Annotated in this window: 25 protein-coding genes; 22 read left to right on the top strand and 3 right to left on the bottom strand. The window is 64.8% G+C overall.

Features of this window, described 5'->3' with window-relative positions; genetic code table 11:
- Positions 1-66 precede the first annotated feature (66 nt).
- Both mfd and A3E1_RS0108465 read left to right on the top strand, forming a co-directional pair.
- Positions 67-3642 carry a transcription-repair coupling factor gene (gene mfd, locus A3E1_RS0108470; RefSeq protein WP_026208231.1) on the top strand — a complete coding sequence of 1192 codons (3576 nt, stop codon included), beginning with the start codon at positions 67-69 and terminating at the stop codon, positions 3640-3642.
- 64 nt (positions 3643-3706) lie between these two features.
- Complete coding sequence (locus tag A3E1_RS0108465) at positions 3707-4171, top strand: methylated-DNA--[protein]-cysteine S-methyltransferase (RefSeq protein ID WP_020520325.1); 465 nt, start codon at positions 3707-3709, stop codon at positions 4169-4171.
- Positions 4172-4224: 53 nt separating this feature from the next.
- Here the strand turns inward: A3E1_RS0108465 and A3E1_RS0108460 are convergent, their stop codons facing one another.
- Both A3E1_RS0108460 and A3E1_RS39495 read right to left on the bottom strand, forming a co-directional pair.
- On the bottom strand, positions 4225-4674 hold the full coding sequence (locus tag A3E1_RS0108460) for a hypothetical protein (protein ID WP_157631402.1): 450 nt from the start codon (positions 4672-4674) through the stop codon (positions 4225-4227).
- A gap of 617 nt (positions 4675-5291) precedes the next feature.
- Positions 5292-6491: a hypothetical protein gene (locus tag A3E1_RS39495; protein WP_407637346.1), complete on the bottom strand. Its 1200-nt coding sequence runs from the start codon at positions 6489-6491 to the stop codon at positions 5292-5294.
- Between the two features lie 71 nt (positions 6492-6562).
- Between A3E1_RS39495 and A3E1_RS0108450 the strand changes: the two genes are divergently transcribed.
- The 8 genes from A3E1_RS0108450 to A3E1_RS0108415 all read left to right on the top strand — a co-directional run bounded on the left by A3E1_RS0108450 (position 6563) and on the right by A3E1_RS0108415 (position 13271).
- Positions 6563-7192, top strand: coding sequence for a hypothetical protein (locus tag A3E1_RS0108450; RefSeq protein ID WP_020520322.1), 630 nt, complete (start codon positions 6563-6565; stop codon positions 7190-7192).
- Positions 7189-8079 carry a MazG family protein gene (locus A3E1_RS0108445; RefSeq protein ID WP_020520321.1) on the top strand — a complete coding sequence of 297 codons (891 nt, stop codon included), beginning with the start codon at positions 7189-7191 and terminating at the stop codon, positions 8077-8079. Before A3E1_RS0108450 ends, A3E1_RS0108445 begins: the two co-directional genes overlap by 4 nt.
- Positions 8080-8088: 9 nt before the next feature.
- Positions 8089-9678 carry a DUF885 domain-containing protein gene (locus A3E1_RS0108440; RefSeq protein ID WP_020520320.1) on the top strand — a complete coding sequence of 530 codons (1590 nt, stop codon included), beginning with the start codon at positions 8089-8091 and terminating at the stop codon, positions 9676-9678.
- Positions 9679-9691: 13 nt separating this feature from the next.
- Positions 9692-10375: a hypothetical protein gene (locus A3E1_RS0108435; protein WP_020520319.1), complete on the top strand. Its 684-nt coding sequence runs from the start codon at positions 9692-9694 to the stop codon at positions 10373-10375.
- A gap of 79 nt (positions 10376-10454) precedes the next feature.
- Entirely contained in the window at positions 10455-11738 is a 1284-nt protein-coding gene (gene eno / locus A3E1_RS0108430; RefSeq protein ID WP_020520318.1) for a phosphopyruvate hydratase, read from the top strand.
- Between the two features lie 28 nt (positions 11739-11766).
- Entirely contained in the window at positions 11767-12261 is a 495-nt protein-coding gene (locus tag A3E1_RS39490; RefSeq protein WP_020520317.1) for an FtsB family cell division protein, read from the top strand.
- Positions 12262-12265: 4 nt separating this feature from the next.
- Positions 12266-12769, top strand: a complete 504-nt coding sequence (locus tag A3E1_RS0108420) for a DUF501 domain-containing protein (protein ID WP_020520316.1) — start codon at positions 12266-12268, stop codon at positions 12767-12769.
- Positions 12762-13271, top strand: a complete 510-nt coding sequence (locus A3E1_RS0108415) for an amino-acid N-acetyltransferase (protein WP_020520315.1) — start codon at positions 12762-12764, stop codon at positions 13269-13271. Before A3E1_RS0108420 ends, A3E1_RS0108415 begins: the two co-directional genes overlap by 8 nt.
- On the opposite strand, the gene A3E1_RS0108410 is transcribed toward A3E1_RS0108415, so the two are convergent.
- Positions 13258-14136 carry a Ppx/GppA phosphatase family protein gene (locus tag A3E1_RS0108410; protein WP_083929434.1) on the bottom strand — a complete coding sequence of 293 codons (879 nt, stop codon included), beginning with the start codon at positions 14134-14136 and terminating at the stop codon, positions 13258-13260. The genes A3E1_RS0108415 and A3E1_RS0108410 overlap by 14 nt on opposite strands.
- Positions 14137-14250: 114 nt before the next feature.
- Here A3E1_RS0108410 and A3E1_RS0108405 point away from each other — a divergent pair, with 114 nt between their 5' ends.
- The 12 genes from A3E1_RS0108405 to A3E1_RS0108350 all read left to right on the top strand — a co-directional run bounded on the left by A3E1_RS0108405 (position 14251) and on the right by A3E1_RS0108350 (position 23732).
- Positions 14251-14652: a hypothetical protein gene (locus A3E1_RS0108405; RefSeq protein WP_157631401.1), complete on the top strand. Its 402-nt coding sequence runs from the start codon at positions 14251-14253 to the stop codon at positions 14650-14652.
- A gap of 26 nt (positions 14653-14678) precedes the next feature.
- Positions 14679-15116 (top strand): LppU/SCO3897 family protein, encoded by a 438-nt coding sequence (locus tag A3E1_RS0108400; protein ID WP_020520312.1) that lies wholly within the window; start codon positions 14679-14681, stop codon positions 15114-15116.
- 151 nt (positions 15117-15267) lie between these two features.
- Complete coding sequence (locus tag A3E1_RS0108395; RefSeq protein WP_020520311.1) at positions 15268-15951, top strand: dienelactone hydrolase family protein; 684 nt, start codon at positions 15268-15270, stop codon at positions 15949-15951.
- Positions 15939-16628 carry a uracil-DNA glycosylase gene (locus tag A3E1_RS0108390; protein WP_026208230.1) on the top strand — a complete coding sequence of 230 codons (690 nt, stop codon included), beginning with the start codon at positions 15939-15941 and terminating at the stop codon, positions 16626-16628. The genes A3E1_RS0108395 and A3E1_RS0108390 overlap by 13 nt, the downstream gene beginning before the upstream one ends.
- Positions 16625-17011 (top strand): YrdB family protein, encoded by a 387-nt coding sequence (locus tag A3E1_RS0108385; protein WP_020520309.1) that lies wholly within the window; start codon positions 16625-16627, stop codon positions 17009-17011. The genes A3E1_RS0108390 and A3E1_RS0108385 overlap by 4 nt, the downstream gene beginning before the upstream one ends.
- Before the next feature lie 41 nt (positions 17012-17052).
- Positions 17053-18132, top strand: coding sequence for a hypothetical protein (locus A3E1_RS0108380; RefSeq protein ID WP_157631400.1), 1080 nt, complete (start codon positions 17053-17055; stop codon positions 18130-18132).
- A gap of 47 nt (positions 18133-18179) precedes the next feature.
- A complete protein-coding gene (locus A3E1_RS0108375; protein WP_020520307.1) occupies positions 18180-18866 on the top strand; it encodes a DUF4129 domain-containing protein in 687 nt (228 codons plus the stop codon).
- Positions 18863-19414 carry a hypothetical protein gene (locus A3E1_RS0108370; RefSeq protein WP_020520306.1) on the top strand — a complete coding sequence of 184 codons (552 nt, stop codon included), beginning with the start codon at positions 18863-18865 and terminating at the stop codon, positions 19412-19414. Before A3E1_RS0108375 ends, A3E1_RS0108370 begins: the two co-directional genes overlap by 4 nt.
- The gene (locus A3E1_RS0108365; protein ID WP_020520305.1) at positions 19414-20451 is read left to right on the top strand and encodes an AAA family ATPase; all 1038 of its coding nucleotides are present in this window, start codon (positions 19414-19416) and stop codon (positions 20449-20451) included. Before A3E1_RS0108370 ends, A3E1_RS0108365 begins: the two co-directional genes overlap by 1 nt.
- Before the next feature lie 2 nt (positions 20452-20453).
- Positions 20454-21809, top strand: coding sequence for a DUF58 domain-containing protein (locus A3E1_RS0108360; RefSeq protein WP_020520304.1), 1356 nt, complete (start codon positions 20454-20456; stop codon positions 21807-21809).
- Positions 21806-22348: a hypothetical protein gene (locus A3E1_RS0108355; RefSeq protein WP_020520303.1), complete on the top strand. Its 543-nt coding sequence runs from the start codon at positions 21806-21808 to the stop codon at positions 22346-22348. Before A3E1_RS0108360 ends, A3E1_RS0108355 begins: the two co-directional genes overlap by 4 nt.
- 70 nt (positions 22349-22418) lie before the next feature.
- Positions 22419-23732 carry an NAD(P)/FAD-dependent oxidoreductase gene (locus tag A3E1_RS0108350; RefSeq protein ID WP_026208227.1) on the top strand — a complete coding sequence of 438 codons (1314 nt, stop codon included), beginning with the start codon at positions 22419-22421 and terminating at the stop codon, positions 23730-23732.
- Positions 23733-23736: the final 4 nt, after the last annotated feature.

The raw sequence follows: 23736 nt of genomic DNA, 5'->3' as shown, positions 1-23736 counted from the left end.
CCGTCTCCCGCCCGGAACGGGGCATTTCGGCGTGTTCACAACGCTGGCGAAAGGATGCACGTGACGATGCTCACCGGACTGCTGGAAGCCGCCTCCGCCGATCCAGCGCTGCGGCGCGTCCACGAACTGGCCGCCGCCGAGGCAGAGGTGGAGGTCACCGCGCCCGCCGCGGCCCGGCCTTTCCTTGTCGCCGCGGCCGCCCAACAGCGGCCCGTGCTCGCGGTCACCGCGACGAGCCGTGAGGCCGAAGACCTCGCGGTCGCCCTGTCCGCCTTCCTCGACCCGGAAGAGGTTGTCGTCTTCCCCGCGTGGGAAACGTTGCCACACGAGCGTTTGTCGCCCCGATCCGACACGGTCGGCCGGCGGCTCGCTGTGCTGCGGCGCCTGGCTCACCCGGGCAAGGCACCGATCCGTGTCATCACGGCGCCGGTGCGCAGTCTGCTGCAGCCGCAACTCAAGGGCCTGGGCGATCTAGACCCGGTCGAGTTGCGCGCGGGACAGTCCGTCGAACTGAATGCCATCGTGAGCCGGCTCATCGACATCGCTTATGCCCGCGTCGATCTGGTGACCAAGCGCGGCGAGTTCGCCGTGCGCGGCGGCATCCTTGACGTCTTCCCGCCGACGGATGAGCATCCGTCGCGAGTGGAGTTCTGGGGCGACGAGATCGAGGAGATCCGCACCTTCTCGGTTGCCGACCAGCGGACGATCGAAAAAGTCGAGTCCCTGTGGGCACCAGCGTGCCGTGAGCTGTTGCTGACTCCCGATATCCGGGAGCGGGCCGCTGAACTCGCCGCCGATCACCCGGCGCTAGAGGAGATGCTCACCAAACTGGCCGAAGGCATTCCGGTCGAAGGAATGGAGTCCCTCGGGCCCGCCCTGCATCGCGGCAAGGATTCGATGGAACTGCTCATCGATTGTCTCGCGCCCGGCACGCTTGTCTTGCTGTCCGATCCGGAGCGCATCCGCACTCGCGCGCACGATCTGTTGCGCACCAGCGACGAATTCCTCGAAGCCTCGTGGGCTGCCGCGGCAACCGGTGGTAAGGCACCCATCGATCTCGGGGCAGCCGCGTTCAAATCCCTAGCGGGGGTTAGAGAACACGCGCTCGAGATTGGCCTGCCCTGGTGGACGGCCTCTCCGTTCGGCCTCGCCGAGACGGTGACCGCCGACGACGCCGAGCCCTGGCTCGACAAACCGTCCGTTGACGTTTCTCCAGACACGGCAATGGTTTTGAGTCTCAACGCGGTGCAGGCGCCGGTTTATCACGGTCAGACCGCTTCAGTGGTCAGCGATGTGCAGGGGTGGCTCAACGAGGGCTGGCGTGTGGTGCTCGTCTTCGAGGGGCACGGTCCGGCACAGCGTGCCTCAGAAGTGTTGCGCGACGCGGGAATCGGAGCGTCGCTTGTGGACAGTCTAGCGGTCGCACCGTCGGCGGGCGTGTTCGTGACGACCGGTCCACTCGACCATGGCATGCTCGTGGCCCCAGCGAAACTGGCCATTCTGACGGGCACTGACATCTCGGGCGGGCGCGGCGCGGGTACCCGCGAAATGGGAAAGATGCCCGCACGGCGGCGCAACACGATCGATCCCCTGGAGTTGCGGGCTGGCGATTTCGTGGTGCACGAGCAGCACGGCATTGGCAAATACGTGGAGTTGGTGCAGCGCAAGGTAAACGGCGCGGACCGCGAATATCTTGTCATCGAATACGCCGCTTCCAAGCGCGGACACCCGGGCGACCGGCTCTTCGTGCCCACGGATTCGCTCGACCAGCTCAGCCGTTACGTCGGTGGCGAGCAGCCAACCCTGCATAAGATGGGTGGCTCTGAGTGGCAGAAGGCCAAAGCCCGTGCGCGCAAGGCGGTTCGCGAGATCGCGGCGCAGCTGATTCAGCTCTATGCGGCGCGCCAGGCTGCGCCCGGCCACGCCTTCGGCCCGGACACGCCCTGGCAACGGGAGCTGGAAGACGCGTTCCCCTATCAGGAAACCCCCGACCAGCTGACCGCCATTGACGAGGTCAAGGAAGACATGGAGAAACCGGTCCCGATGGACCGGCTGATCTGTGGCGACGTGGGCTACGGCAAGACCGAGATCGCGGTCCGGGCGGCCTTCAAAGCGGTGCAAGACGGCAAGCAGGTCGCGATCCTTGTCCCGACAACGCTTTTGGCGCAGCAGCACTTCAACACGTTCTCGGAACGGTTCTCCCAGTTCCCGATCGTCATCCGGCAGCTGTCGCGATTCGCGACACCGAAGGAAGCCACCGAGACGATCGCGATGGCTGCCGACGGACGGGTCGATGTCGTGATTGGAACGCACCGGCTGCTGCAGCAGTCAACCCGCTTCAACCGGCTCGGGCTCGTCATCGTCGACGAGGAACAGCGCTTTGGTGTGGAACACAAGGAAAAGCTCAAGGAGATGCGGGCCAACGTCGATGTGCTGACCATGTCGGCGACACCGATTCCGCGTACCCTCGAAATGTCTATCACCGGCATTCGTGAGATGTCCCAGATCACGACGCCGCCGGAAGAGCGTCATCCGGTCCTGACCTACGTCGGTGCTTATGACGACAAGCAGGTCGCGGCGGCCATCCACCGTGAACTCTTGCGCGACGGTCAGGTCTTCTATCTGCACAACCGCGTGGATTCGATCGACAAGGCGGCCCGCCGCATCCGCGAGCTCATTCCCGAAGCACGGGTCGGCATCGCGCACGGCCAGATGGGCGAAGACGCGCTGGAAAAGGTGATGGTTGGCTTCTGGGAGAAGGAATACGACGTTCTCGTGGCCACGACCATCATCGAGTCGGGCATCGACATTCCCAACGCGAACACGCTGATCCTGGAGCGGGCTGACCTCCTCGGTTTGGCTCAGCTGCACCAGATCCGGGGCCGCGTGGGCCGTGGGCGCGAGCGCGCTTACGCCTACTTCCTTTACCCGCCAGAGAAACCGCTCACGGAACACGCCCACGAGCGCCTCGCGACGATCGCCCAGCACACCGAGCTCGGCGCCGGCATGTATGTCGCGATGAAGGACCTCGAGATCCGCGGCGCGGGAAACCTGCTCGGCGGCGAACAGTCCGGTCACATTGAGGGAGTCGGGTTCGACCTCTATGTGCGCATGGTCGGCGAGGCCGTGGCCGCGTTCAAGGGTGACGGCACCGCTCAAGAAGAGGCGGCAGAGGTCAAGATTGACCTGCCAATCGACGCGCACATTCCGGAGTCCTACATCGAGTCCGAGCGCCTTCGCCTGGAGATCTACCGCAAGCTCGCCTCAGCCCGCTCGGAAGAGGCGTTGCAAGAAGTCATCGCCGAAGTCACGGACCGTTATGGCGCGCCGCCCGCCCAGGTGGCAAACCTCGTGTCCGTCGCGAAGCTGCGCCTGCTCGTGCGTCACTACGGGCTGACTGAGATCTCGATGCAGGGCAAGCACATCCGGTTCTCCCCGATCGAGCTGGCAGACTCGAAACAGTTGCGCCTCAAGCGTTATCACCCGGACTCGGTCTACAAAACGGCCACCTCCCAAGTGTCCGTTCCCGTCCCGATGACACGCCGTGTCGGCGGCGAGCCAATGCGCGACCAGCAGCTGCTCGACTGGTGCGCGCAGCTGCTCAAGGACGTGCTCGGCGCACCCGCCCCGGTCGCCGTCTAGCGGATTTCGGACGTGGCGGTCTGGGGCGTGGTTGTTGTCGTAGGGCGTGGTTAGGCTTGGTTTCATGCGGTGGGCATATGTTGAATCACCTATTGGCGACCTGGCTTACGCCCTCGACGACAGCGGTCTGTGCAACGTCCACTTTGGAGGGCGCCCGGGAGCACCCCTGGGCACCGACGACGTGGCCGACCAGCTGCGTGCCTACTTCGCTGGTTCGCTGACCTCGTTTGACGTCAAGCTGTCCGTCACTAAGGGCAGTTCGTTTGAGCGTGCCGTGTGGGATCAGATGCTCCAGATCCCTTACGGGGAAACCCGTTCCTACGGTTTCGTGGCGGCTGCCGTTGGCGAGCCCGGTGGCGCGCAAGCGGTGGGCACAGCGTGCAATCGCAACCCGATTCCCGTGATCGTCCCGTGTCACCGCATCGTCGGCGCTGACGGCAAACTCGTCGGCTTCGGCGGTGGCCTTGACCGCAAGCGCATCCTGCTTGAGCTGGAAGCCAACGTCAAAATGCAGCTCGACTGGTCCTAAGGCGCCATCCCGGCGCTAACGCGGTGCTCGCCGGGCTGCTTCGCTTCGCTGAGTTAGATCTCGACGTTGTCGATGGTCACGCCTTCCTCGCGTCCCCTGAACGTGCCGAAACACTGAACGTCCTCACGCGCGCCACCGCAGTGCTCGATCGTCACCGTGCCCTCGACGCCCATCGTCCGCGCGATGACTTCCATCCCGACCGGGGCGACGCCGCTCAGCGGATCCACCGCGAGCAGCACCCCGAGCACGACCAGCACCCCGCGCGTCCCTCTGCTCGCCTTCCGGCTCCCGCCGCCTTCCGGCTTCGCGGCTTTCCCTTCGCGTTCGCCTTCGCCCGCGCCTGCCTTCGCGCCTGCCTTCGCGCCTGCCTTCGCCTTCGGCTTCAATGGCCCCGCAACATAGCCCCACCGCACCACCGCGTCCACCCCTTCCGTGCGCTGTCCTGCCTCCTTTCGCCGCCTTCGTTTACGATCGCGATGTCGATCTTCATGGATGATCCACATCCCAATTGGAGTGATCAAATGGCCTGTTGATCACCCTTTTCGGGCTGTGGATCGTGCTCAGAGATCAGATATGCATCGAGCGATGCCGATTTACGCTCAAACCCCATTTTTCCGATGCCCGTCGTGGTCCCGGCCGTCCCTCCCGCGAGGCCCTCGAGGTCCGCGCATCCCGGCGGTCCCGCTTCCTGGCCGCGTGTTCAAGGTCGGTGCGGCTCTTGCTTCCACATGTAGTGCATTTGGCTGAGGGAGGAAATCCTCCACACCAACTCACAACTGTGGAGGATTTCCTCCCTCACCTAGAACGTCCTATATGGAGAGGTGGAGCCGCATCCTAAGACGGACATGCCGAAGCGCAACGCCTGAGGACGAGCGCTAAGTCGAGGCGATGTAGGCCCGGGAAAGCACGAGGAGAAACTGCGGCAAAACCCAATGGCCGGAACGCAAGGGGTGAACGAGCAGGGGGCCACCCGAAGGCGGGCCTTGGCCTACGCGGCCGCGGGAGGGAAGCCGGTGGGAGGGGGTGGAAGCGACGGGGGAAGGGAAGCGCCCCGGCGGAAGGAGAGGCCGGGGCGCGGGAAAGCAGTGGTGTAGGAAAGCAGTGGTGCGGGAGCGCGGGGTTAGGCGCTAGGGGTGGGGGCGGAAGGGCGCGAGAGGTAGGTGGGGATCAAGGTGATCGCCAGCCAGCCGATCGCGAGGATTAGTCCACCCCAGACAAACGCGGTGTAGTCGATGGGTGGGTTGCCGAGCAGTTGGCCGTTGAAGAAGCCCTGGACCCAGGCCGCCACGGCGAGGGCGCCGGTGGCCACGGCTGCGCCGAAGACGCCCGCGAGCACGAGACGGGCTCGTCCGGTCGGGGCGGGGAAGGTTTTAGCGGCGTCGGCTCCGGGGCGTCGGTCGGCGGCGAAGGCGAGGAACACGAGGTCGATGAGCACGGCACCCGCGAGCAGCATGAAGGGCGGACGCGAGGGCGGGAAGCCGGTGCCGGTCAGCAGGACCCACGCGATCACGCGGTAACCGAGGTAACCGGCCGCGATAGCGGTGGCGGTGAACCGGGCGCCGACGAAGTAACGCGCCGCGACGAGGGTCAGCAAAGCCGCGCCGGTGAGCCAAGCGGGGTAGACCCAGGAATCGACCGGTAGGGCGAAATTCGAAACGGCGATCTCATCGATCTCGCGCCCGATCTGCTTTGCCGCGAAGTCGAGAAGGTCGAACTCGGCCGTGGGGTCGCCGGCTTTCCAGGCGGCCAGCGAGTTCACGCCATATTCCTGGTGCTGGGCAGGGAAAAGGACGTTCTCCAGGAAGAAGCCCCACAACACAGCACTGACCACAGTGCGGGTGCGGCCGGGAGGCGTCGAGATCCAGTAGCCGCGGGCGCAGCCCAGGAGCATGAACGCGGTGCCGATATAGAGGAGTGCGTGGCTGGCGCTCCACGCCGTGATGTCGAGCCCGTTGATCTCGTGGTTCAGGATGTCAATCGGGATCGCGATGAGGAACATCCCCGTGCCGAAAACCATGAGGCGCTTGGCCCACTTGTCAACGCCGACGTTGTAGCGCGCCTGGAAGATCACGAGTGCGACGACGATCACGGTGCCGATGGTGTTGAGGATGTGCGGTGGCGCGGCGGTGTCGCGCAGCCACATGAAGTGCCACGACATGTCCCACGTTGAGCCGAGCATTTTCAGCACGAACGCCACGAGCCAAAGGCGATAGATCATGGTCGTCAGCGCTGGGCGCAGGGCGTCAGCGGGGCCGAATCGTGCGATCCCCACCCACTCACCAGCGGATCGGGGCAACATTTGCGTGGTCACGCGCTGCATTCTGCCCTGAAAGAGGCGTGAAAGTTAACCCTGAAAATTCCCCTAAGCGATCGCCGTGAGAAGGTGAGCGCGTGCGCATTCGTCTGGTAGCCGCCGCCGGCTTGGCCCTTGGCCTGGTGTTCTTGACTTCGTGCCGATCGGATCCGAAGATCGCGGCCTACGTGGGGGACGCCTCATTATCCGAGGCTGAAGTAACCACTTTGGTCAACGATTACAACACGACGGTTGAAGCGGCCGCCGCGCAAACGGGACGTCCGGTCACCAAAATCCAGAACCGCGACGCGGTGTACGTGTGGACGGGCCTTGAGCTGTGCCGCCGCTTGAGCGAGCAAAAGGGCTTCAGTTTCCAGGCGACACCGTTGCCAGACGAGGTCCCCGCAGCGATCAAGAACAATCCGCTGTTCGGGATGAATCAGCAGCTGGAAGCCTGCTTCGCGGCGATCCCGCCAGAACTCGGCACCTCGACCGACGCTGAAACGCAGGCGCTCTACAGCCGGGTGTCCGGCCCGAACACCCCGCCCTACGAGCAGGTGCTTCCGCAGTTGCAGGCCGGCGTCCGGGTCCACAACGCGCTTCTGAGCGCCGACAAGCTAACGCTTAACCCGCGCTACTCAGATGTGAACTTCGTCGGGCTGCCACTGGCGCCGAGTGTCGTGACCGAGGCGCAGCGTCAAGCGACCGAGACTCCCAGCGAGCCGTGATCCGGCGGATCGTTCTGCTCGTTACCTCGCCCCGGGTCCCGGCTGGGCTGCTTACCGCGGCCGCTTGGGACCTGGTGCGTCAGGTGCCTGTGTTCGCCGGCGCGGAATCTGAACTGACGCACGCTCTGCGGTCACATCAAGTGACCGTGACCATCACGGACGCGCCCGCGCAAGCATTGCTGACGAGCACGGATCAGACCGTGGTGTGGTTGTCCGGCCCCGAGGGCGACGAGGCGATGGCGCGGGAACTAGGGCTCAAGCTGGCGCGAGAACCAGGGCTAGCTGAACTGGAACTCATGTACGGCTCGTGGGACCCGCCGGGCGCCCGTTTACTCGACGCGGTGCACGTGGTCGACCGGCTGCGGGCGGAAGATCCGTGGAAGCGGGAGCAGACGCACCGGACACTGGCGAAGTATTTGCTCGAAGAAGCCTACGAAGCACATGACGCGATCCTGAGCGAGGATCACGACGAGCTGCGCGCCGAGATGGGCGATGTGCTGTTCCAGGTGCTGTTGCACGCGAGGCTCGCTGAAGAACTGCCCGAAGACGAACGATGGTCCATTGACGACCTCGCGGGCGACTTCGTGGCGAAGATGATCCGGCGCAATCCGCACGTGTTTGGTGACGTCAAAGCCGAAACCGTGGATGAGGTCGTCGAAAACTGGGAGCGGATCAAACAAGAGGAGAAGCCGTCGGCGATCACGTGGTCGTTGCCGTCTTTGATTCTGGCTCGCAAACTTCTCAACCGGGCGCAGCGTCACGGAGTACCAGCACCAGAAAGCGATGGCACCCTCGGCGGTGACTTGCTCGCGTTGCTGGCGCGAAGCGATGAAGATGCTGAAGCCGCGCTAAGAACGGCACTGCGCCGGCTGGCGGAGAACCTATAACCTTGCGGAATGTCGCAAGAGTTTGTGCCGCTCGCCGAAAACATCGTCGAAGCGATGCTCAAAGAGAGTCCTGCTACCGCCGCATTCGCTGGTGATCACCGGTTCGACACGGAGCTTCCGGACTACTCGCCAGACGGCGTCCTGGCGCAGCTGAACATGCTGCGTGACGCCTCGGACGCACTGTCGCAATTGGACAGTGACTCGCTGCCGCTGGCCGAGCAGGTCGATCACGCGATTTTGACGTCGCTCGTGGAGCGGTCGACCTTTGAGCTATCGGAAACCCGTTCGTATGAATGGAACCCGATGCTGCACAACCCGGGATCGCTGCTGCACTCGCTCATGGCCAGGCCGTTCGCGCCTGTGCCGGATCGACTGGAGTCGATCGCCGCGCGACTGGAGAAGATCCCCGACGCGCTCGCTGTCGCACGGGGCGTTTTGCGAGACTGCCCGAAGATTCACTTGGAGACTGCGGCCGGGCAGTTCACCGGCACCGCTTCGATGATCCGTGATGAGCTGCCCAAGCTCCTCGCCGAGTCGCCTGGCCTCAAGAGCCGGGTCGTGCCGGTGGCTGACGCGGCAAGCAAGGCGCTGGAGGAGTTCTCCGCCTGGTGCGCCTCGCGGGAGGGCGAGCGTGATCCACGTTTGGGCCGCCGGTTGTGGGACGCGAAGCTTTGGTACACGCTCGACACCGAGCTGACAGCCGCCGAGGTGCTCAAGCGCGCGTGGTCTTGTGTCGAGGAGGTCACCGAACAGCTCAAAGACTTGGCGCCCAACGGAAACATCCGCGAGCTGCTCGACCGGCTGGCCGACGATCACCCGGACAACGACACGATCGTCGCCCTGGCTCAGGAGAGTCTCGAAGACACGACTAACTTCGTGCGCGAGCACGACCTGGTGACGCTTGTCGATGACCCGTGCATCATTCAGGAGATGCCCGAGTTCAACCGGGGCATCGCCGTGGCTTATTGCGACCCGCCGGGTGTCTTTGAGCCAGCGCACGTTCCGACCTACTACTGCATTTCCCCGACGCCGAATGACTGGACGCCCGAGCGGGTGACCTCGTTCTTCCGCGAGTACAACAACCACATGGTGCGCAACCTGACCGTGCACGAGGCGATGCCAGGGCACTTCCTACAGCTGGCGCACTCTCGGCGCTACCGGGGCAGCAGCCGCGTACGCGCGCTGGGGTTCTCTGGTCCCTTCGTCGAAGGCTGGGCGGTCTACACCGAGGAAATGATGGTGCAGCACGGCTTTGGTGGCATGGCTGTCCGCGCACAGCAGCTCAAGATGCAGCTGCGGATGGCGATCAACGCGATCCTCGACCAGCTCGTGCACTGCGAGGAACTGTCCGAAGCGGACGGTATGGAACTCATGCTGGGTAAGGGCTTCCAGGAAGAGGGCGAGGCCGCGGGCAAATGGCGCCGCGCCCAGCTGTCATCTACGCAGCTATCCACCTATTTTGTGGGGTACTCCGAAGTTCGCGACATCGCGCGGCTAAAGCCCGCTAATGTCCCGTTGCGGCAGTGGCACGACGCGATGCTGTCCCATGGCTCCCCGTCACCGCGCCACCTGCGGACTCTTCTGCAGGCTGGCGTGTGAGAAGGTAGCCGTTATGCCCCGTCCCCTCCGGCTGGCTGTCCTGTTCGCGTTCACGCTGGCGGTGGCAGGCTGCGGCCTCTTCGACGATGCCGTGTCGTCGGCTGAACGGGCGCGGCTCATCGATGACATGGCCAGTCAGCTGGAGCGCGGCAACAGCGTGAGTTACGTGGCGTACTACCAGCTGGCCGGTGGTGTGCGGGCGACGGTGGCACATCACGCGGAGCCTTCGCGCACGGTGATGACGTTTCCGGGCGGGCTGATCCTGCAGGACGCGACGGGCCAGACGCAGTGTGAGACGACGTTGCATCCGGTCAAGTGCCAGGTGCGCACGCTGACGCCCGCGGCGGCCGGTCTGGCGGACAGTTACGCCGAGGCGACCAAGCGTGGCCTGATCGCGGGTCCGGTGGTCCGCGACCTTCTAAGACTGGCGTGGGAGCAGCCGTCGGCGGTGCTGGAGCCGCTGGACGCGACGATCGTGGGGCATCCGGCCAGTTGCCTGAAAGTGTCGGGTCTCACCGGTGCGCCAGCGTCCAGTTTCACCGCGTGCGTGACCTCTGACGGTGTGCTCGCGAGCTTTACCGGTGACCTGAACGGACTGCTCGTGGACCAGGCCCTGGTCCGTGTGGGAGGAAAGCCACCGGATGAGACCTTCGCCCTTCCCGAGGGAGCGAAGATTCAGGACCTGCGTCAGTCGTAGGACCGCGATTGAAATAGGCTGGCGTGCGGTTAGGCCGCAGGGTCGCGGCTTTGTGGCAATCACGCGTGAAGGAGCAACAGTGGCCACTATTTTCGTAGTCAAGGCACGCGAGATTCTGGACTCCCGCGGCAATCCCACCGTCGAGGTGGAGATCGGGCTCGATGACGAGACGATCGAGCGTGCCGCTGTTCCGTCTGGTGCCTCGACGGGTGCTTTCGAGGCGCACGAGCTGCGTGACGGCGACAAGAGCCGCTACAACGGCAAGGGTGTCGAGAAGGCTGTCGCCAACGTTGAGGATGAGATCGCGGAGAAGATCGTTGGCTTTGACGCCAGCGAGCAGCGGTTCATCGACCAGACGATGATCGACCTCGATGGCACCCCGACCAAGAGCAAGCTTGGCGCCAACGCGATTCTCGGCGTTTCGCTGGCCGTGGCGAAGGCTGCCGCTAAGAGCGCGCAACTGCCGCTCTACCGCTACCTGGGTGGGCCCAACGCGCACCTGCTGCCGGTGCCGATGCTGAACGTCATGAACGGCGGCGCCCACGCTGACTCCAATGTGGACATCCAGGAATTCATGATCGCCCCGATCGGCGCGCCGACCTTCCGCGACGCCATCCGTTCCGGCGCTGAGGTTTACCACGCGCTCAAGACGGTGCTCAAGAAGAAGGGCCTGTCCACGGGGCTTGGTGACGAAGGTGGCTACGCGCCCAACCTGCCGACCAACGAGAACGCCCTGGAGCTGATCGCCGAGGCGGTTAGCGCGGCTGGCTACACCCTGGGCACCGACATCGTGTTCGCCCTGGACGTGGCCGCGACCGAGTTCCACAAGGACGGTGCCTACCACTTCGAGGGCGGGCAGAAGTCAAGCGACGAAATGATCGCGTACTACGCCAAGCTCGCGAGCGACTTCCCGATCGTGTCCATTGAGGACCCACTGGGCGAGGACGACTGGGCCGGCTGGATCGCGATGACCGCACGGTTCGGCGACAAGCTGCAGATCGTGGGCGACGACTTGTTCGTCACCAACACCGACCGGCTTCAGCGTGGCATCAAGGAAAAGGCGGCCAACGCTCTGCTCGTTAAGGTGAACCAGATCGGCTCGCTGACCGAGACGTTCGACGCCGTCGACATGGCACACCGCGCTGGCTTCCGCTGCATGATGAGCCACCGTTCCGGCGAGACCGAAGACACCACCATCGCTGACCTGGCCGTCGCCACGGGTTGTGGCCAGATCAAGACCGGTGCGCCGGCGCGGTCCGACCGCACGGCGAAGTTCAACCAGTTGTTGCGGATTGAGGAAGAGCTGGCCGACGCGGCCCGTTACGCTGGCGCCTCGGCGTTCCCGCGTTATCGTCAGTCTTAGGCTCACGTAGAGCGAGGGGAGAGGGCCGATGCAACAGCGACGGCAACGGGCGTTGCTTGGCCCTCTTCGCCGCTCCCGCAGCAAACCTCGCTCTGGTGCACGTCCAGCCGCCGTCAGGCGGCCCGCGGCACAAGGGGCCGCGAAGCGGACCCGGGCGCCCGGCCAGCGTGGCCTCACGGGACGCGCGACGATTCTGCTCGTTGTCCTGGCGGCGCTTGCCCTCGGTTACGCCTATCCCGTGCGGGTCTACTTGACGCAGCTCGCCGAGATCGATGCGATGAGCCAAGCTCAGGAGCAGCAACGGCGGCACATTGAGGCGCTGGAAGAAGAAGCGGCCAAGTGGGAAGACGAAAACTACGTCAGAATCCAGCTGCGCAAGCGATTTTTCTGGGTGCGCAAGGGTGAGACACCGCTGATTCCCGTCTGGGAAGGCACGCTCGACACCGGGAAACCGGCTGCGCCGCCCAAGCCCACCAACTGGTACGAGACCTTATGGTCCAGTGTGGACGCTGCTAATGGATAGAAGCATGCTGCCCGCTCAGGAGCTGAGCGAGGCGAGCGAGGAAGACCTCGAGGCGGTCGCTAAACAGCTCGGCAGGCCAACACGCGGCACCCGTGCGATAGCGCACCGCTGCCCTTGCGGCCGCCCAGATGTGGTCGAGACCATGCCACGGCTGGCCGACGGAACGCCGTTTCCGACGCTCTACTACCTGACCTGTCCGCGAGCGACCGCTGAGTGCAGCCGTCTCGAGTCGGCCGGGGTGATGAAGGAGATGTTCCAGCGCCTTCAAGAGGATCCGGAGCTTGCTTCGGAGTACCAGAAAGCGCATGAAGGTTATTTGGAGCGGCGCGAAAGCATCGGAAGTGTGCCCGAGATCGAGGGCATCTCGGCCGGTGGCATGCCTAACCGGGTCAAGTGTTTGCACGTGTTGCTCGGGCACGCCTTGGCGGCGGGGCCCGGTGTCAATCCGCTCGGAGACGAGGTCATCGAGATGATCGAGCCGTGGTGGACTGCGGGTCCCTGTGTCTGACGTCGAAGCTGTGGTCCGCAAGGCGAAAACCCGTGACGCTAAAGGGATCCGGCGCCTGATCGACGACTACAGCGGTGAGCGGCGGCTGCTGAGCAAGGACACTGTCGCGATCTACGAAGACATCCAGGAATACCGCGTCGCCGTCGACGATGACGAAAACCTGCTCGGCTGCGGTGCTTTGCACGTGCTCTGGGAAGACCTCGCCGAGATCCGCACGGTGGCGGTGAACCGGGAGTCGCGCGGTCAGCGCATCGGGCACCGCATCGTTTCCGCGCTGATCGATGACGCGCGTGAACTTGGTGTGAAACGCATCTTCGTGCTGACGTTCGAGACGCACTTCTTCGGATCGTTCGGGTTCCAGGAGATCGACGGCGCGCCGGTGCCGCAGAAGGTCTATGAGCAGCTGCTGCGTTCCTATGACGTTGGTGTGGCTGAGTTCCTGGGTTTGGAGCGGGTGAAGCCAAACACGCTTGGCAACACCCGCATGCTCATGCACCTGTGATCGAGGCGGCGATCCCGTCGAGAATGTCGTGTTCGGACACGGTGACCGTGGGCAGGCCAGAGATCCGCATGATTTCGCACAGGATCGTGGCGCCCGCGATTATGACGTCAACGCGGCCGGGGTGCATCACGGGAATGGCGGCCCGCTGCTCATGGTCCATTGTGGACAGTCGCGTGACGACCCGTTCGACGTCGTCCAAAGACAGCACGCTGTGGTGAATGCGATCGCGGTCATAGGCGGGTAGCCCTAGCGCGATCGCGGCCGTCGTCGTGACCGAACCAGCGAGTCCGACGAGCTGCGCACCTTGACTGCCAGTCACCGCAAGACCCTCGTGGACGGCCGCCGAGATGTCGCGCAAGGCGAGTGCCAGTTCTTCCGGCCGCGGCGGATCAGAGTGCAGATGACGTTCCGTCAGGCGTACGCACCCGATGTCCACGCTCTTGGATCGCTGACCGCGCACGAATTCCGTTGAGCCACCACCGATGTCCACGATGAGATAGTCGGGCCCGGTGGGCAGATCAGCGACCGCGCCAGCGAATGACAAGGCCGCTTCTTCGGTGCCACTGATCACTTCTGGCGGCTGGCCGAGCGTCGCGATGACCATCTGCCGGAAGTCTTCGGCGTTGGAAGCGTCGCGGGTCGCTGACGTGGCGACCATCCGGATCCGGTGAATCTGATGCTTGTCGATGAGGGCGCGATACTCGGCTAGTGCGGCGCGCGTGCGTTCAATGGCTGCCGGGTCGAGCTGACCCGTCCGGTCAACGCCCTGGCCGAGCCGGACGATCCGCATTTCGCGGGCGATTTCTCCAGCCGGTGAAGTGAGCAGAAGGCGAACGGAATTAGTGCCACAGTCGATAGCGGCCACAGGCTCGGTCACGGGGTCACATTATCTGGCCGGAGCTGGCAGAATCTCGGGGTCCACACCGATGGGAACCCCATGACGCAGCCGTACCAGCCCTATCACTCTCCGAAGTCAGGCATGAACAGCAAGGTGATCTTTGGCATCATCGCTGGCGCCTTGGCTGTGTTGCTGTGCTGCTGCGGCGGCATAGGGGTTTACCTGTGGCAGAGCGGCATCATCGAGGAAACCATCGCGCAGGTGGAAAAGGACGCCGCCGAGCCAGATCCCGATGATTTCGAGGCTATTAAGGCGGGAGACTGCCTGACGAGCATCGAAATCTCTGGCGGTTTGGAGCTGCGAAATTGCCTTGAACCGGACGCGATCTATAAGGTGTCGTCCGTCATGGATGGTAAGACCGAGCGCCAGGGCGCCGACGAATGCTTCAAAACCGGTGCCCCCGAACGCCTCTTCTTCGCTGATGGCAGTGCGGAAGGTTTGGGGCGCACGATCTGCCTGAAGCTAAACCGGGACAACCGATAACCATCCCCTCACAAAGGACTCCTCTTGTGACTGAGCAGAACCCAGCTACCCCCGAAACCGCTCCTCCTGCCGCCCCCTACGGTGAGCCAGCCGCGGCCCCGCAGAAGGGTGGCGCCGGCAAGAAGATCGTCGGCATCATCGTGGCGGTTGTGGTCGCCATCCTCGCATTCGTCGTCGTCCGTGTGGTTCTCCCCGCCGTCTTCAACGGGTCTGACCCGTCTAACGCCAGCGTCGGCGACTGCCTGACCGAGGCACCGGACGTGAACGACGTGAAGATCGTCGACTGTGGCGACGCCACCGCCAAGCAGAAAGTTCTCGGCACGCTGGAGAACAAGAACCAGGCCGAGGCCGAAGAAGAGTGTGTCAAGGTCGAAGGCGCTGAGTCCTACCTCCTGCTGAGCAAGGACAACCCCATCAAGGCTTCCTCCAAGGGCAAGGTTCTTTGCCTCGGGCCGAAGGCCTAATCACCGAAACATTGGTTAACGCGGCGTGGCGAAGGTCGTAACATTCGCCACGCCGCCGGTGTCTTTCCCGATTCGGTCAGGTGTGGTTGGCTACGCGGTACGCCATCACTGTGCGACCAGCCAACGACGACTGACCGACAGGAGGACGAGTGTGGGTGAGCTCGTAAGTTTTGCCAGCAACGGTGGCACGAGCGAGGGCTATCTGGCGATCCCGGAGACAGGCAGCGGACCTGCGGTCATCGTGATCCAAGAGTGGTGGGGCCTGGTGCCGCACATCAAGAGCCTCGCCGACCGTTTCGCGGCAGCCGGTTTCGTCGCGCTGGCGCCTGACCTATATCACGGGGTCCAGACCACAGAGCCCGATCATGCGGGCAAACTCATGATGGGCCTGGCGATGGATCAGGCCGCCAAAGACATCGCCGGTGCGGCTGACTACCTCGCTGACCGAGCCGAGGTCACCAGCGAAAAGATCGGTGTCGCTGGCTTCTGCATGGGTGGCAGTCTCGCGCTCTGGTCCGCGACGCTGAGCCCGCGCATCACCACCGCCGTTGGTTTCTATCCCGCGATCCCGTGGGAACGCATGCCGATGGCTTGGTCCAACTACGACGGCAAAGTGGCGCTCATCCATTGCTCCGAAGAGGACGGGACGTCGCAGGCGCTAGGGGTTCAGACGGCGGTCCGCTCGATCACCGAGGCGGGCGGCAAGGTCACCACGCACGATTACCCCGGAACGCATCACGCTTTCCTCAACGACGACCGTCCAGAGGTCTACGACGCGGCCGCCAGTGCCAGCGCGTGGGCTCGCACGATCGAGGTCTTTAGATCGACGCTTTAGCCAAACTTGATGCCCAGATCTCGGCCTGCCGGGCGTGCCCGCGCTTGGTCGCCTGGCGGGAACAAGTCGCACGAGAGAAGCGGGCCGCCTTCAAAGACGAGGTGTATTGGGGACGGCCCGTTCCTGGTTTCGGTGCCAGTGACGCTCGCATCCTCATTCTCGGGCTGGCCCCGGCCGCACATGGCGGCAACCGCACCGGCCGCATTTTCACCGGCGATCGCAGCGGTGACGTATTGTTCGCCGCGATGCACCGGGCAGGGCTGGCCAATCAGGCGCTCAGTGTGTCCATTGACGATGGACTTAAACTGGTCGATGTAAGGATCGCCGCGTCGGTCCGCTGCGCTCCGCCGGATAACAAGCCCACGCCTGAAGAACGCGACACTTGCGCTTCCTGGCTGGTACAGGAAGTGGGTTTCCTCAAACCCACGTTGCGCGTCGTGCTCACTCTGGGCGCGTTCGCCTGGGGCGCGTGGTGGCCCACCATGTCCAGTGTGTACTCCGTGAGCCCACCCCGGCCACGGCCAACGTTTGGTCACGGTGCCTTGTGGCGCGGTGACGGTGTGCCAACGGTTATCGGGAGTTTTCACGTGTCTCAGCAGAACATCTTCACTGGCAAGCTCACCCCGGCGATGCTTGATGACGTCTTCGCCCTCGTCAAAGCAGAGGCTGGGCTGTGAGCGCGAGCGACGGCAAGATGCCCGGGTGGAATCTGCTGCTGCGTTTCGTGCTTGAGCTGGCGGCCCTGGCCGGATTCGGTTATGGCGCTTGGAGGCTCGCCGATGGTGGCCTGATTGGTGGTGCGGCGGCACTTTTCACCGTGGCCGCTGTCGCCACGATCTGGGGAACGTTCGCGGTCCCTGGTGATCCCAGCCGCAGCGGCAACGCCCCGGTGCCGGTGCCCGGCTGGCTGCGGCTCGTGATTGAGCTGCTCGTGCTCGGCGGTGGGGCGGCCGCGTTCGCCTGGGCCGGACTGCCCGTCGTGGGCCTCGTGCTCGGCGCTTTGCTGTTGCTGCACTTGGCTTTCTCGCTGGGCCGCCTCGGCTGGCTCCTGCGTCACTAACTGGGGTGCAACCGTCACCGCAGGGCAAGCGTGTTGACGCTGTGAATGAGACGGAAAAGCCCGAGCTGAACGCGTTCCAGCCTGTTGAAGGTGAGCCTCCGGTCGCGGGGGCACCGCCGGTCAAAGGTCGGTTCTATCTGACCGTCTATCTTTCCGCGTTGGCGATCGTGGTCGCCTCGGCCACCGATTTCCTGACGGTGCGCAAAGACCCGGGTAGCGGCCAGCCTTCGCAGAATGCCAAGGCGGCGGCCGCTCCGACGTCGGCTTCGCCCGGTCCCACGGACAGCGCCACCGACGATGCGCTCAACGAGGAAACTGTCTTCGCGGCGAAGTTGAAGTTGCAGCCTTGGAGCCGGGAGCCTCAGTGCTCCACCGAGCTCAAGCCGGGCAACAACATCACTATCAAGAGCCTGATTCAGTCTAATGTGGACAATGATGCCGTCCTGGAAACGGTGGCTCTGCTGCACTGCGTTGTGTCAAATCAGATGCAGCAGCAGCAAGTCATTGTGGTTGAGCGGGACGCGGCCGCAAAGATAGTGATGAAGGGACGAGTCGCGGCTTCCTCAAACGCCTCACGCTGGATCTCGGCGATTGAGCCGCTCGTCAGAGGGGTCGCCGTGACCTTCTATGAGATTCCGCCCGACCTGGGTGTGCCGGTTAACCCACAGGTCCGCCAATTCGCCTGGGATACTGGCGAATTCCGGCAGATCAGTGGGCCGCAGGAGTTCGGGTTCCAGACGGGTGCAGCTGGCATCGAGGTCACCTCATCGGTCCTGGCGTTTGGGCCAGCGGGCGCCGACGGCAAGCGCACGGGACAGGTCACCGTGACGTTGCGCAATGTGTCCACCTTGGAGAGCGGCTCGGTAGGAGTCGTCTTCGGCGGGCCGCTGATCAATCTGGCTTCGTATCCTTCTATCGTCCGCATCTATCCCATCGCCGCGGGGCGATCAGTTTCCTTGACCGTCACGTTCACGACCAGCCAGGCGACCCTTCCGGACCGCACCCTTCACGTCGCTGTGCAGGTGTTTCCGCGCAATTTGGGTGCTGATCGCGAAAGCTTCCCCTTCAAGACCGAGGAAAAGCCAAACCAGCCGGTGCGGGTAACCGTCGCCGGGGAGTGAGTGGCTATCTGTGCTGAACCTGCGCGGCATGGCAGGATTCTCCTTCGATGGGAATGCTTCGCCGATGGGCTCCGATGCTTGCCGTGGCTGCGCTGCTAGCCGCCACGGGAATCGCGGCATCCATGACGCAACTGCCGCTGTGGCACTCGGTTAGCGAGGAGCCTGTCTACACCGGACCCCCGCAGGAAGAGCGCCCGGCGCCGAGCGGTTCGGCCCAGCAAGAGGCCAGTTACACCGATGTCCAGCTCCCCGGCTGGGTGACATCGGTGCTGATCGCCCTCGTGGCGGTCGCGGTGCTGGTGCTGATCGTGGTGCTCGTGCGCGCGGTCGGTGGGTCGGCGACGCGGTTTCGCCGCCGCCCGTTGCGACGGCGTGACGCACAGCAGCCCCCGGCGAGTCTCGAAGAAGAGGTGGTCGCCGCGATCGAAGCCGGGCTGCTCGATCTCGGCGAGATCGGCACCGACCCGAGACGGGCCGTCATCGCGTGCTGGGTGCGGCTGGAGCGGGCCGCCGCGGCCGCGGGCACGGCACGCCAGCGTGGGGACACGTCCTCTGATCTCGTCTTGCGGTTGCTCGCTGGCCATCACCTCAGCGAGGGCGTGCTGACCGGGTTCGCCGACGTTTACCGTCAGGCCCGTTACGCCTCACGTGACGTTGACGAGTCAATGCGCGATCACGCGAGAGCGGCGTTGACGCGCTTGCACGGCGAACTGACCCAGGCGGCGACAGCATGACGATCGATGATCTGTTTAGTGGCGCTGAGGTTCAGCGCCCGGCCAAGCCGGCCGCTCCCATGGCTGTCCGCACGTTCAGCCTGCTGGCGATCGCCTGTGTGCTGACCGCCTTGGCATACATAGCGTTACGGCTGATGGAGCTCGAAGCACCGGTGCCGGCCTTGTTCGGGTTCGCCCTGGCGATTGCGGGACTGGTCCGGGTTACCAAGCGCCTGCGGCCCGGGCCAAGGGCCCGGCACGCTGGCTTCACGGTCGAACAGCCACTGTCCATGCCAGACGGGCTGAAGGTCGCGGTCAACAGCTGGGACATGATGCTCGATTGGAGTCATACCGACGCGAGCCGCTTCAACCGCCGTGTGCTGCCCCGCCTCGGGGAGCTAGCCGATGAGCGGTTGCGCCAGAAATACGGGATCACGCGAGCCAGCGACCCCGTTGCCGCCCGCGAAAAGCTGGGCGATCCACTTTGGACTTTCGTCACGATGCCACATCGCCGGAGTCCTCAGGCCAAAGAGCTTGACCACATCATTGCTGCACTGGAGAAATTGTGATGGACGCGAAAGAGATCGGGCGCCTGTCCGCCCAGGTGCTAGACCGGGTCGGCACCATCGTGGTGGGCAACCGGGAGTCGCTAGAGCTGGTGCTGGCGGGAATTCTCGCTGGCGGCCACGTGCTCCTGGAAGACCTGCCGGGTCTGGGCAAGACGCTCACGGCGCGTTCGTTCGCCCAGGCGCTCGGGCTCGACTTCCGCCGGCTTCAGTTCACCCCTGACCTGCTGCCCGCCGACGTGACCGGGTCGTTCCTCTACGACCAGCGCAAGCACGACTTCACTTTCCGCGCCGGGCCCGTGTTCACCAACCTGCTGCTGGCCGACGAAATCAACCGGACGCCACCGAAGACGCAGGCCGCTCTGCTGGAAGCCATGCAGGAGAAGCAGGTTTCGGTCGAAGGCGTGACCTACCGGCTGGAGCCACCGTTTCACGTGCTCGCGACGGCGAATCCGATTGAATACGAAGGCACCTACCCGTTGCCCGAAGCCCAGCTCGACCGCTTCATGTTGCGCGTTTCGTTTGGCTATCCCGAGGCCGACGAAGAGCTGACCGTCTTGCGGCGCCGCATGTCCCGTAAGCAAGAAGAGGCCGTGCTGGAGCCAGTGGCCGACGCGGCCACGTTGCGGCGCATGCAATCCGGTCTCGAAGACATCGAAGTCGAAGACTCCATCAGCCGTTACGTGGTCGCTTTGACCGGTGCCACCCGCGAGCATCACGCTGTCCTGGTTGGCGCCTCGCCACGCGGATCGCTTGCGCTGCTTCTGCTTTCACGGGCGCGGGCGGCTATGGCTGGACGCGACTATGTGATTCCCGAAGACGTCAAGCAGGTCGCCGTGCCAGCCTTGGCACACCGCATTTCGCTGCGCCCGGAGATGTGGCTCAAGCGCGTTGACCCAGCGGCTGTCGTCGCCGACGTGCTCGCCGCGACGGCCGCTCCGGCGAGCGGTGCCGTGCCGTCCTACACACAGCAGCCCCGCTATGCCGATAGCGACCTCGACTTGCTGCCCGCCTCCACCCCGCGCCGCAAGGCCAAATAGCCGTGCAGTTACGGCCCGCGGATCCACCCCGCGATTTCGATGACGCAGCGCCTGACGAGGATCAGTGGATCCCGACAACGGCGCTGAGCCGGGCTGTGTTCGTGTGCGGCGTGCTGCTCATTCTCGCGGTGCTGTTTGGCCGGGCCGATTTCGTCGTGCTGGCCGTCCCGCTGGCGCTCAGTGTCGCGTTTGGACTGTCACGCCGTCCGCGCGGTGCTCCCGGGCTAAGACTGTCCACGGTGGAGACACTGCCGGTCGAGGGCGGTGAGCTCGGCGCCACGATTGAGGTGGAAAACAGGGACATCACCGGGTACGACCTAGCGGTGCTCCGGGTCCAGCACTCGCCCTGGCTCAAACTCGCCGACGGTGACCGGCCGCAGGTGACCTCCGTGGCGCGGGGAGTGGCTGCCGCCGTGGAGATGACGGGACCAGCGATCCGCTGGGGGCGCCAAACCCTTGGCCCAGCTTCGGCTTACGCCGTCGCCTGCGACGGCCTGCTCATCAGCCGTGCCGTGGTGACGGGAGCGCTCGGGGTCCGGGTCTATCCGATGACCGAGCCGTTCGCGGCCGACGAAGCGATGCCACGGGCGGCCGGCCTCGTCGGTCAGCACCGGTCACGCCGCGCGGGTGAGGGCGGTGAGCTCGCCGGTGTCCGTCAGTTCGCGCCGGGGGACCGGTTGCGCCGCATTGACTGGCGCGTGTCGTTGCGCACTGAACGGTTGCACGTCGCGGCGACTTTGTCCGATCGCGACGCTGAAGTCGTCATCCTGCTGGACTTGCTGGCCGACGCGGGCCGTTCCGAGGGCGTGCACGGGACAGCTTCCGTGCTCGACCGCGCGGTCCGGGCGAGTGCCGCGATCGCCGAGCACTATCTGCACCTTGGGGACCGGGTCTCGCTGCTCGAATATGGCTCGATGGCGCGCAAGCTGCGCCCGGCCAGCGGCCGCCGTCAATACCTCACGGTGCTGGAGTGGCTGCTCGACGCGTACCCGAGCCCGACGGCGCAGGAGCGAGGCGGAGCGCAACTGGCGGCGAGCATCTCAGCCGACGCGCTGGTCGTGGTTTTGACGCCGTTGCTTGACGCCCGGTCGGCCGGAATGCTCGCCGGGCTCGTGCGGGCCGGGCGATTCGTCATCGCTGTCGATACGTTGCCGGCCGGGCTCATCGCGCCGGTCACCTCCAGCGGCTGGTCGGAAGTGGCGTTCCGGTTGTGGAAGCTGGAGCGGGAGAACACGATCGGCCAGTTGCGTGAGCACGGCGTCCCGGTCGTGGCCTGGGCGGGGGCGGGCAGCCTCGACAGCGTCCTTCGCGACGTTTCCCGGCTGGCGTCAGCGCCGAAGGTGGGTGCCTACCGATGATCGACAAGTTGCGCCGGGTAACCCCGGCACCGCTCATCATGCGGGCTCTGGTCTTCGCGACCGGGTTCGCCGCGCTGTGGTCGGCGGCTCCCGGGGCGGCGCTCTCGCCGCGGTTCCTGTTCTTCATCGGGGTGCTTTCCCTGGTGCCCGCGTTCGCGCCGGGATCGCGGTTCGTAGACGTGATGATGGTGCTGGCGGTGATTTTCTGGGTGGTCGCGACTCTCGGGACCGGACAGACGGTGACCGGACCGGGAACGTTCACCACCGCGTGCGCGCTCTATCTGCTGCACTCGTCGGCCGCGCTGGCGGCGGTGCTGCCGTATGACTCCATTGTGGACAGCGCGGTCATTTTGCGCTGGGCAGCGCGAGCGGCTTTGGTCATTGTCGTGTCAGCGGCCGTCTCCACGCTCATCGTGCTGACAGTGCCGTCCGTCACGCCGGGCGCGTCCGTGCCGGTGCTGCTCGTGGGGCTGGGTGCGGCGGCCGGGATCGTAGCTGTGCTTTCGTGGGCGGCCAGGCTGAAGAAACGGGAGCTGTGAGCGCCGTCGCTAACGGAGATCACAGCTAAATCGGCGTTTGAGCGTGTTCAAAAGCGAGTAATTTGAAGGCGTGACACCAACTCGGATATTGGTGGTGGGCGCCGGCCACGTCGGCCTTTACGTCGCCCTCAGACTCTCGCGCAAGCTCCGCGCCGGAGAGGCCGAGGTTATGGTGGTCGATCCCCAGCCACACATGACCTATCAGCCTTTCCTCCCGGAAGCGGCGGCAGGAAACATCTCGCCACGGCACAGCGTGGTCCCGTTGCGGCGTGAACTTCGCAAGTGCACCATCCTTGCCGGTGCCGTGACGAAGGTTGAGCACTCCCGCAAGGTGGCGACAGTGCAGCCGTTGTCTGGCCCGCCGCGCGAGGTTCCCTATGACCACATCGTGGTCGCGCCGGGCAGCGTCTCCAGAACGTTGCCCATCCCCGGGTTGCGTGAGCACGCCATCGGCTTCAAGACCATCGGCGAAGCGATCTATCTGCGCAACCACGTGCTGGAGCGGCTCGATATCGCCGCCGTGACCGAAGACCCGGCCGTGCGCAGTCGCGCGCTGACGTTTGTGGTCGTGGGCGCGGGCTACGCCGGGGTTGAGGCGCTGGCCGAGATGGAAGACATGGCCCGCGACGCGTTGCGTTACTACCCCGAGCTAAAGGCCTCGGACATGCACTGGGTGCTCGTCGAGGCGACTCAGCGCATCCTGCCCGAGGTCGGCCAGGAGATGGGCGCCTACACGGTCGAGCAGTTGCTCAAGCGGGACATCGACGTCCGGCTCGGGACACGGCTTGAGTCGTGCGTGGACAATCTCGTGAAGCTCTCGGATGGGGCGGAGTTCTACGCCGATACGATCGTGTGGACCGCTGGCGTCAAGGCACATCCGCTCGTCAACGCGACGGATCTGCCGCGCAACGCCCGGGGCGCGATCACGTGCGAGCCAACGCTGCGGATCGTCGACGACGGCAAAGTCGTTGAGGGCGCTTGGAGCGCAGGCGACTGTGCTGCCGTGCCTGACTTGACGGCCGCGGCCGGGGAAATGTGTTCCCCGAGCGCGCAGCACGCCGTGCGCCAGGCCAGGCGGCTCGCCGACAACGTCGTGGCGACCTTACGGGCCAAGCCGATTCGCCAATACCGCTACAAGCACGTGGGATCGGTGGCGAGCCTCGGCCTGCACAAGGGTGTGGCGCGGCTGTTCGGCGTCAACATCAAGGGCCTGTCGGCGTGGTTCCTGCACCGCACCTACCACTTGAGCCGCATTCCCTCGCTCAACCGCAAGGTTCGTGTGGTCATCGACTGGACCCTGGCGCTGTTCTTCAAGCGGGAGGTCGTCTCGCTCGGTGAGCTCCAGGACCCCTTCGTGCCTATCCAGGAAGCCACCAAACAGTAACTAA

This window comes from Catelliglobosispora koreensis DSM 44566 (genome assembly GCF_000379685.1).
Taxonomy (GTDB): domain Bacteria; phylum Actinomycetota; class Actinomycetes; order Mycobacteriales; family Micromonosporaceae; genus Catelliglobosispora; species Catelliglobosispora koreensis.
The sequence above is the reverse complement of the archived record's forward strand: the minus strand, read 5'-3'. Positions and strand labels throughout refer to the sequence as shown.

What these genes read in the sequence shown, in the direction of transcription:
- mfd (WP_026208231.1), top strand. Translation starts at nt 67, where the DNA reads ATGCTCACCGGACTGCTGGAAGCCGCCTCCGCCGATCCAGCGCTGCGG.
- A3E1_RS0108465 (WP_020520325.1), top strand. Translation starts at nt 3,707, where the DNA reads ATGCGGTGGGCATATGTTGAATCACCTATTGGCGACCTGGCTTACGCC.
- A3E1_RS0108460 (WP_157631402.1), bottom strand. Translation starts at nt 4,674, where the DNA reads ATGTGGATCATCCATGAAGATCGACATCGCGATCGTAAACGAAGGCGG.
- A3E1_RS39495 (WP_407637346.1), bottom strand. Translation starts at nt 6,491, where the DNA reads ATGCAGCGCGTGACCACGCAAATGTTGCCCCGATCCGCTGGTGAGTGG.
- A3E1_RS0108440 (WP_020520320.1), top strand. Translation starts at nt 8,089, where the DNA reads ATGTCGCAAGAGTTTGTGCCGCTCGCCGAAAACATCGTCGAAGCGATG.
- A3E1_RS0108435 (WP_020520319.1), top strand. Translation starts at nt 9,692, where the DNA reads ATGCCCCGTCCCCTCCGGCTGGCTGTCCTGTTCGCGTTCACGCTGGCG.
- A3E1_RS39490 (WP_020520317.1), top strand. Translation starts at nt 11,767, where the DNA reads ATGCAACAGCGACGGCAACGGGCGTTGCTTGGCCCTCTTCGCCGCTCC.
- A3E1_RS0108420 (WP_020520316.1), top strand. Translation starts at nt 12,266, where the DNA reads ATGCTGCCCGCTCAGGAGCTGAGCGAGGCGAGCGAGGAAGACCTCGAG.
- A3E1_RS0108405 (WP_157631401.1), top strand. Translation starts at nt 14,251, where the DNA reads ATGAACAGCAAGGTGATCTTTGGCATCATCGCTGGCGCCTTGGCTGTG.
- A3E1_RS0108375 (WP_020520307.1), top strand. Translation starts at nt 18,180, where the DNA reads ATGGGAATGCTTCGCCGATGGGCTCCGATGCTTGCCGTGGCTGCGCTG.
- A3E1_RS0108370 (WP_020520306.1), top strand. Translation starts at nt 18,863, where the DNA reads ATGACGATCGATGATCTGTTTAGTGGCGCTGAGGTTCAGCGCCCGGCC.
- A3E1_RS0108365 (WP_020520305.1), top strand. Translation starts at nt 19,414, where the DNA reads ATGGACGCGAAAGAGATCGGGCGCCTGTCCGCCCAGGTGCTAGACCGG.
- A3E1_RS0108355 (WP_020520303.1), top strand. Translation starts at nt 21,806, where the DNA reads ATGATCGACAAGTTGCGCCGGGTAACCCCGGCACCGCTCATCATGCGG.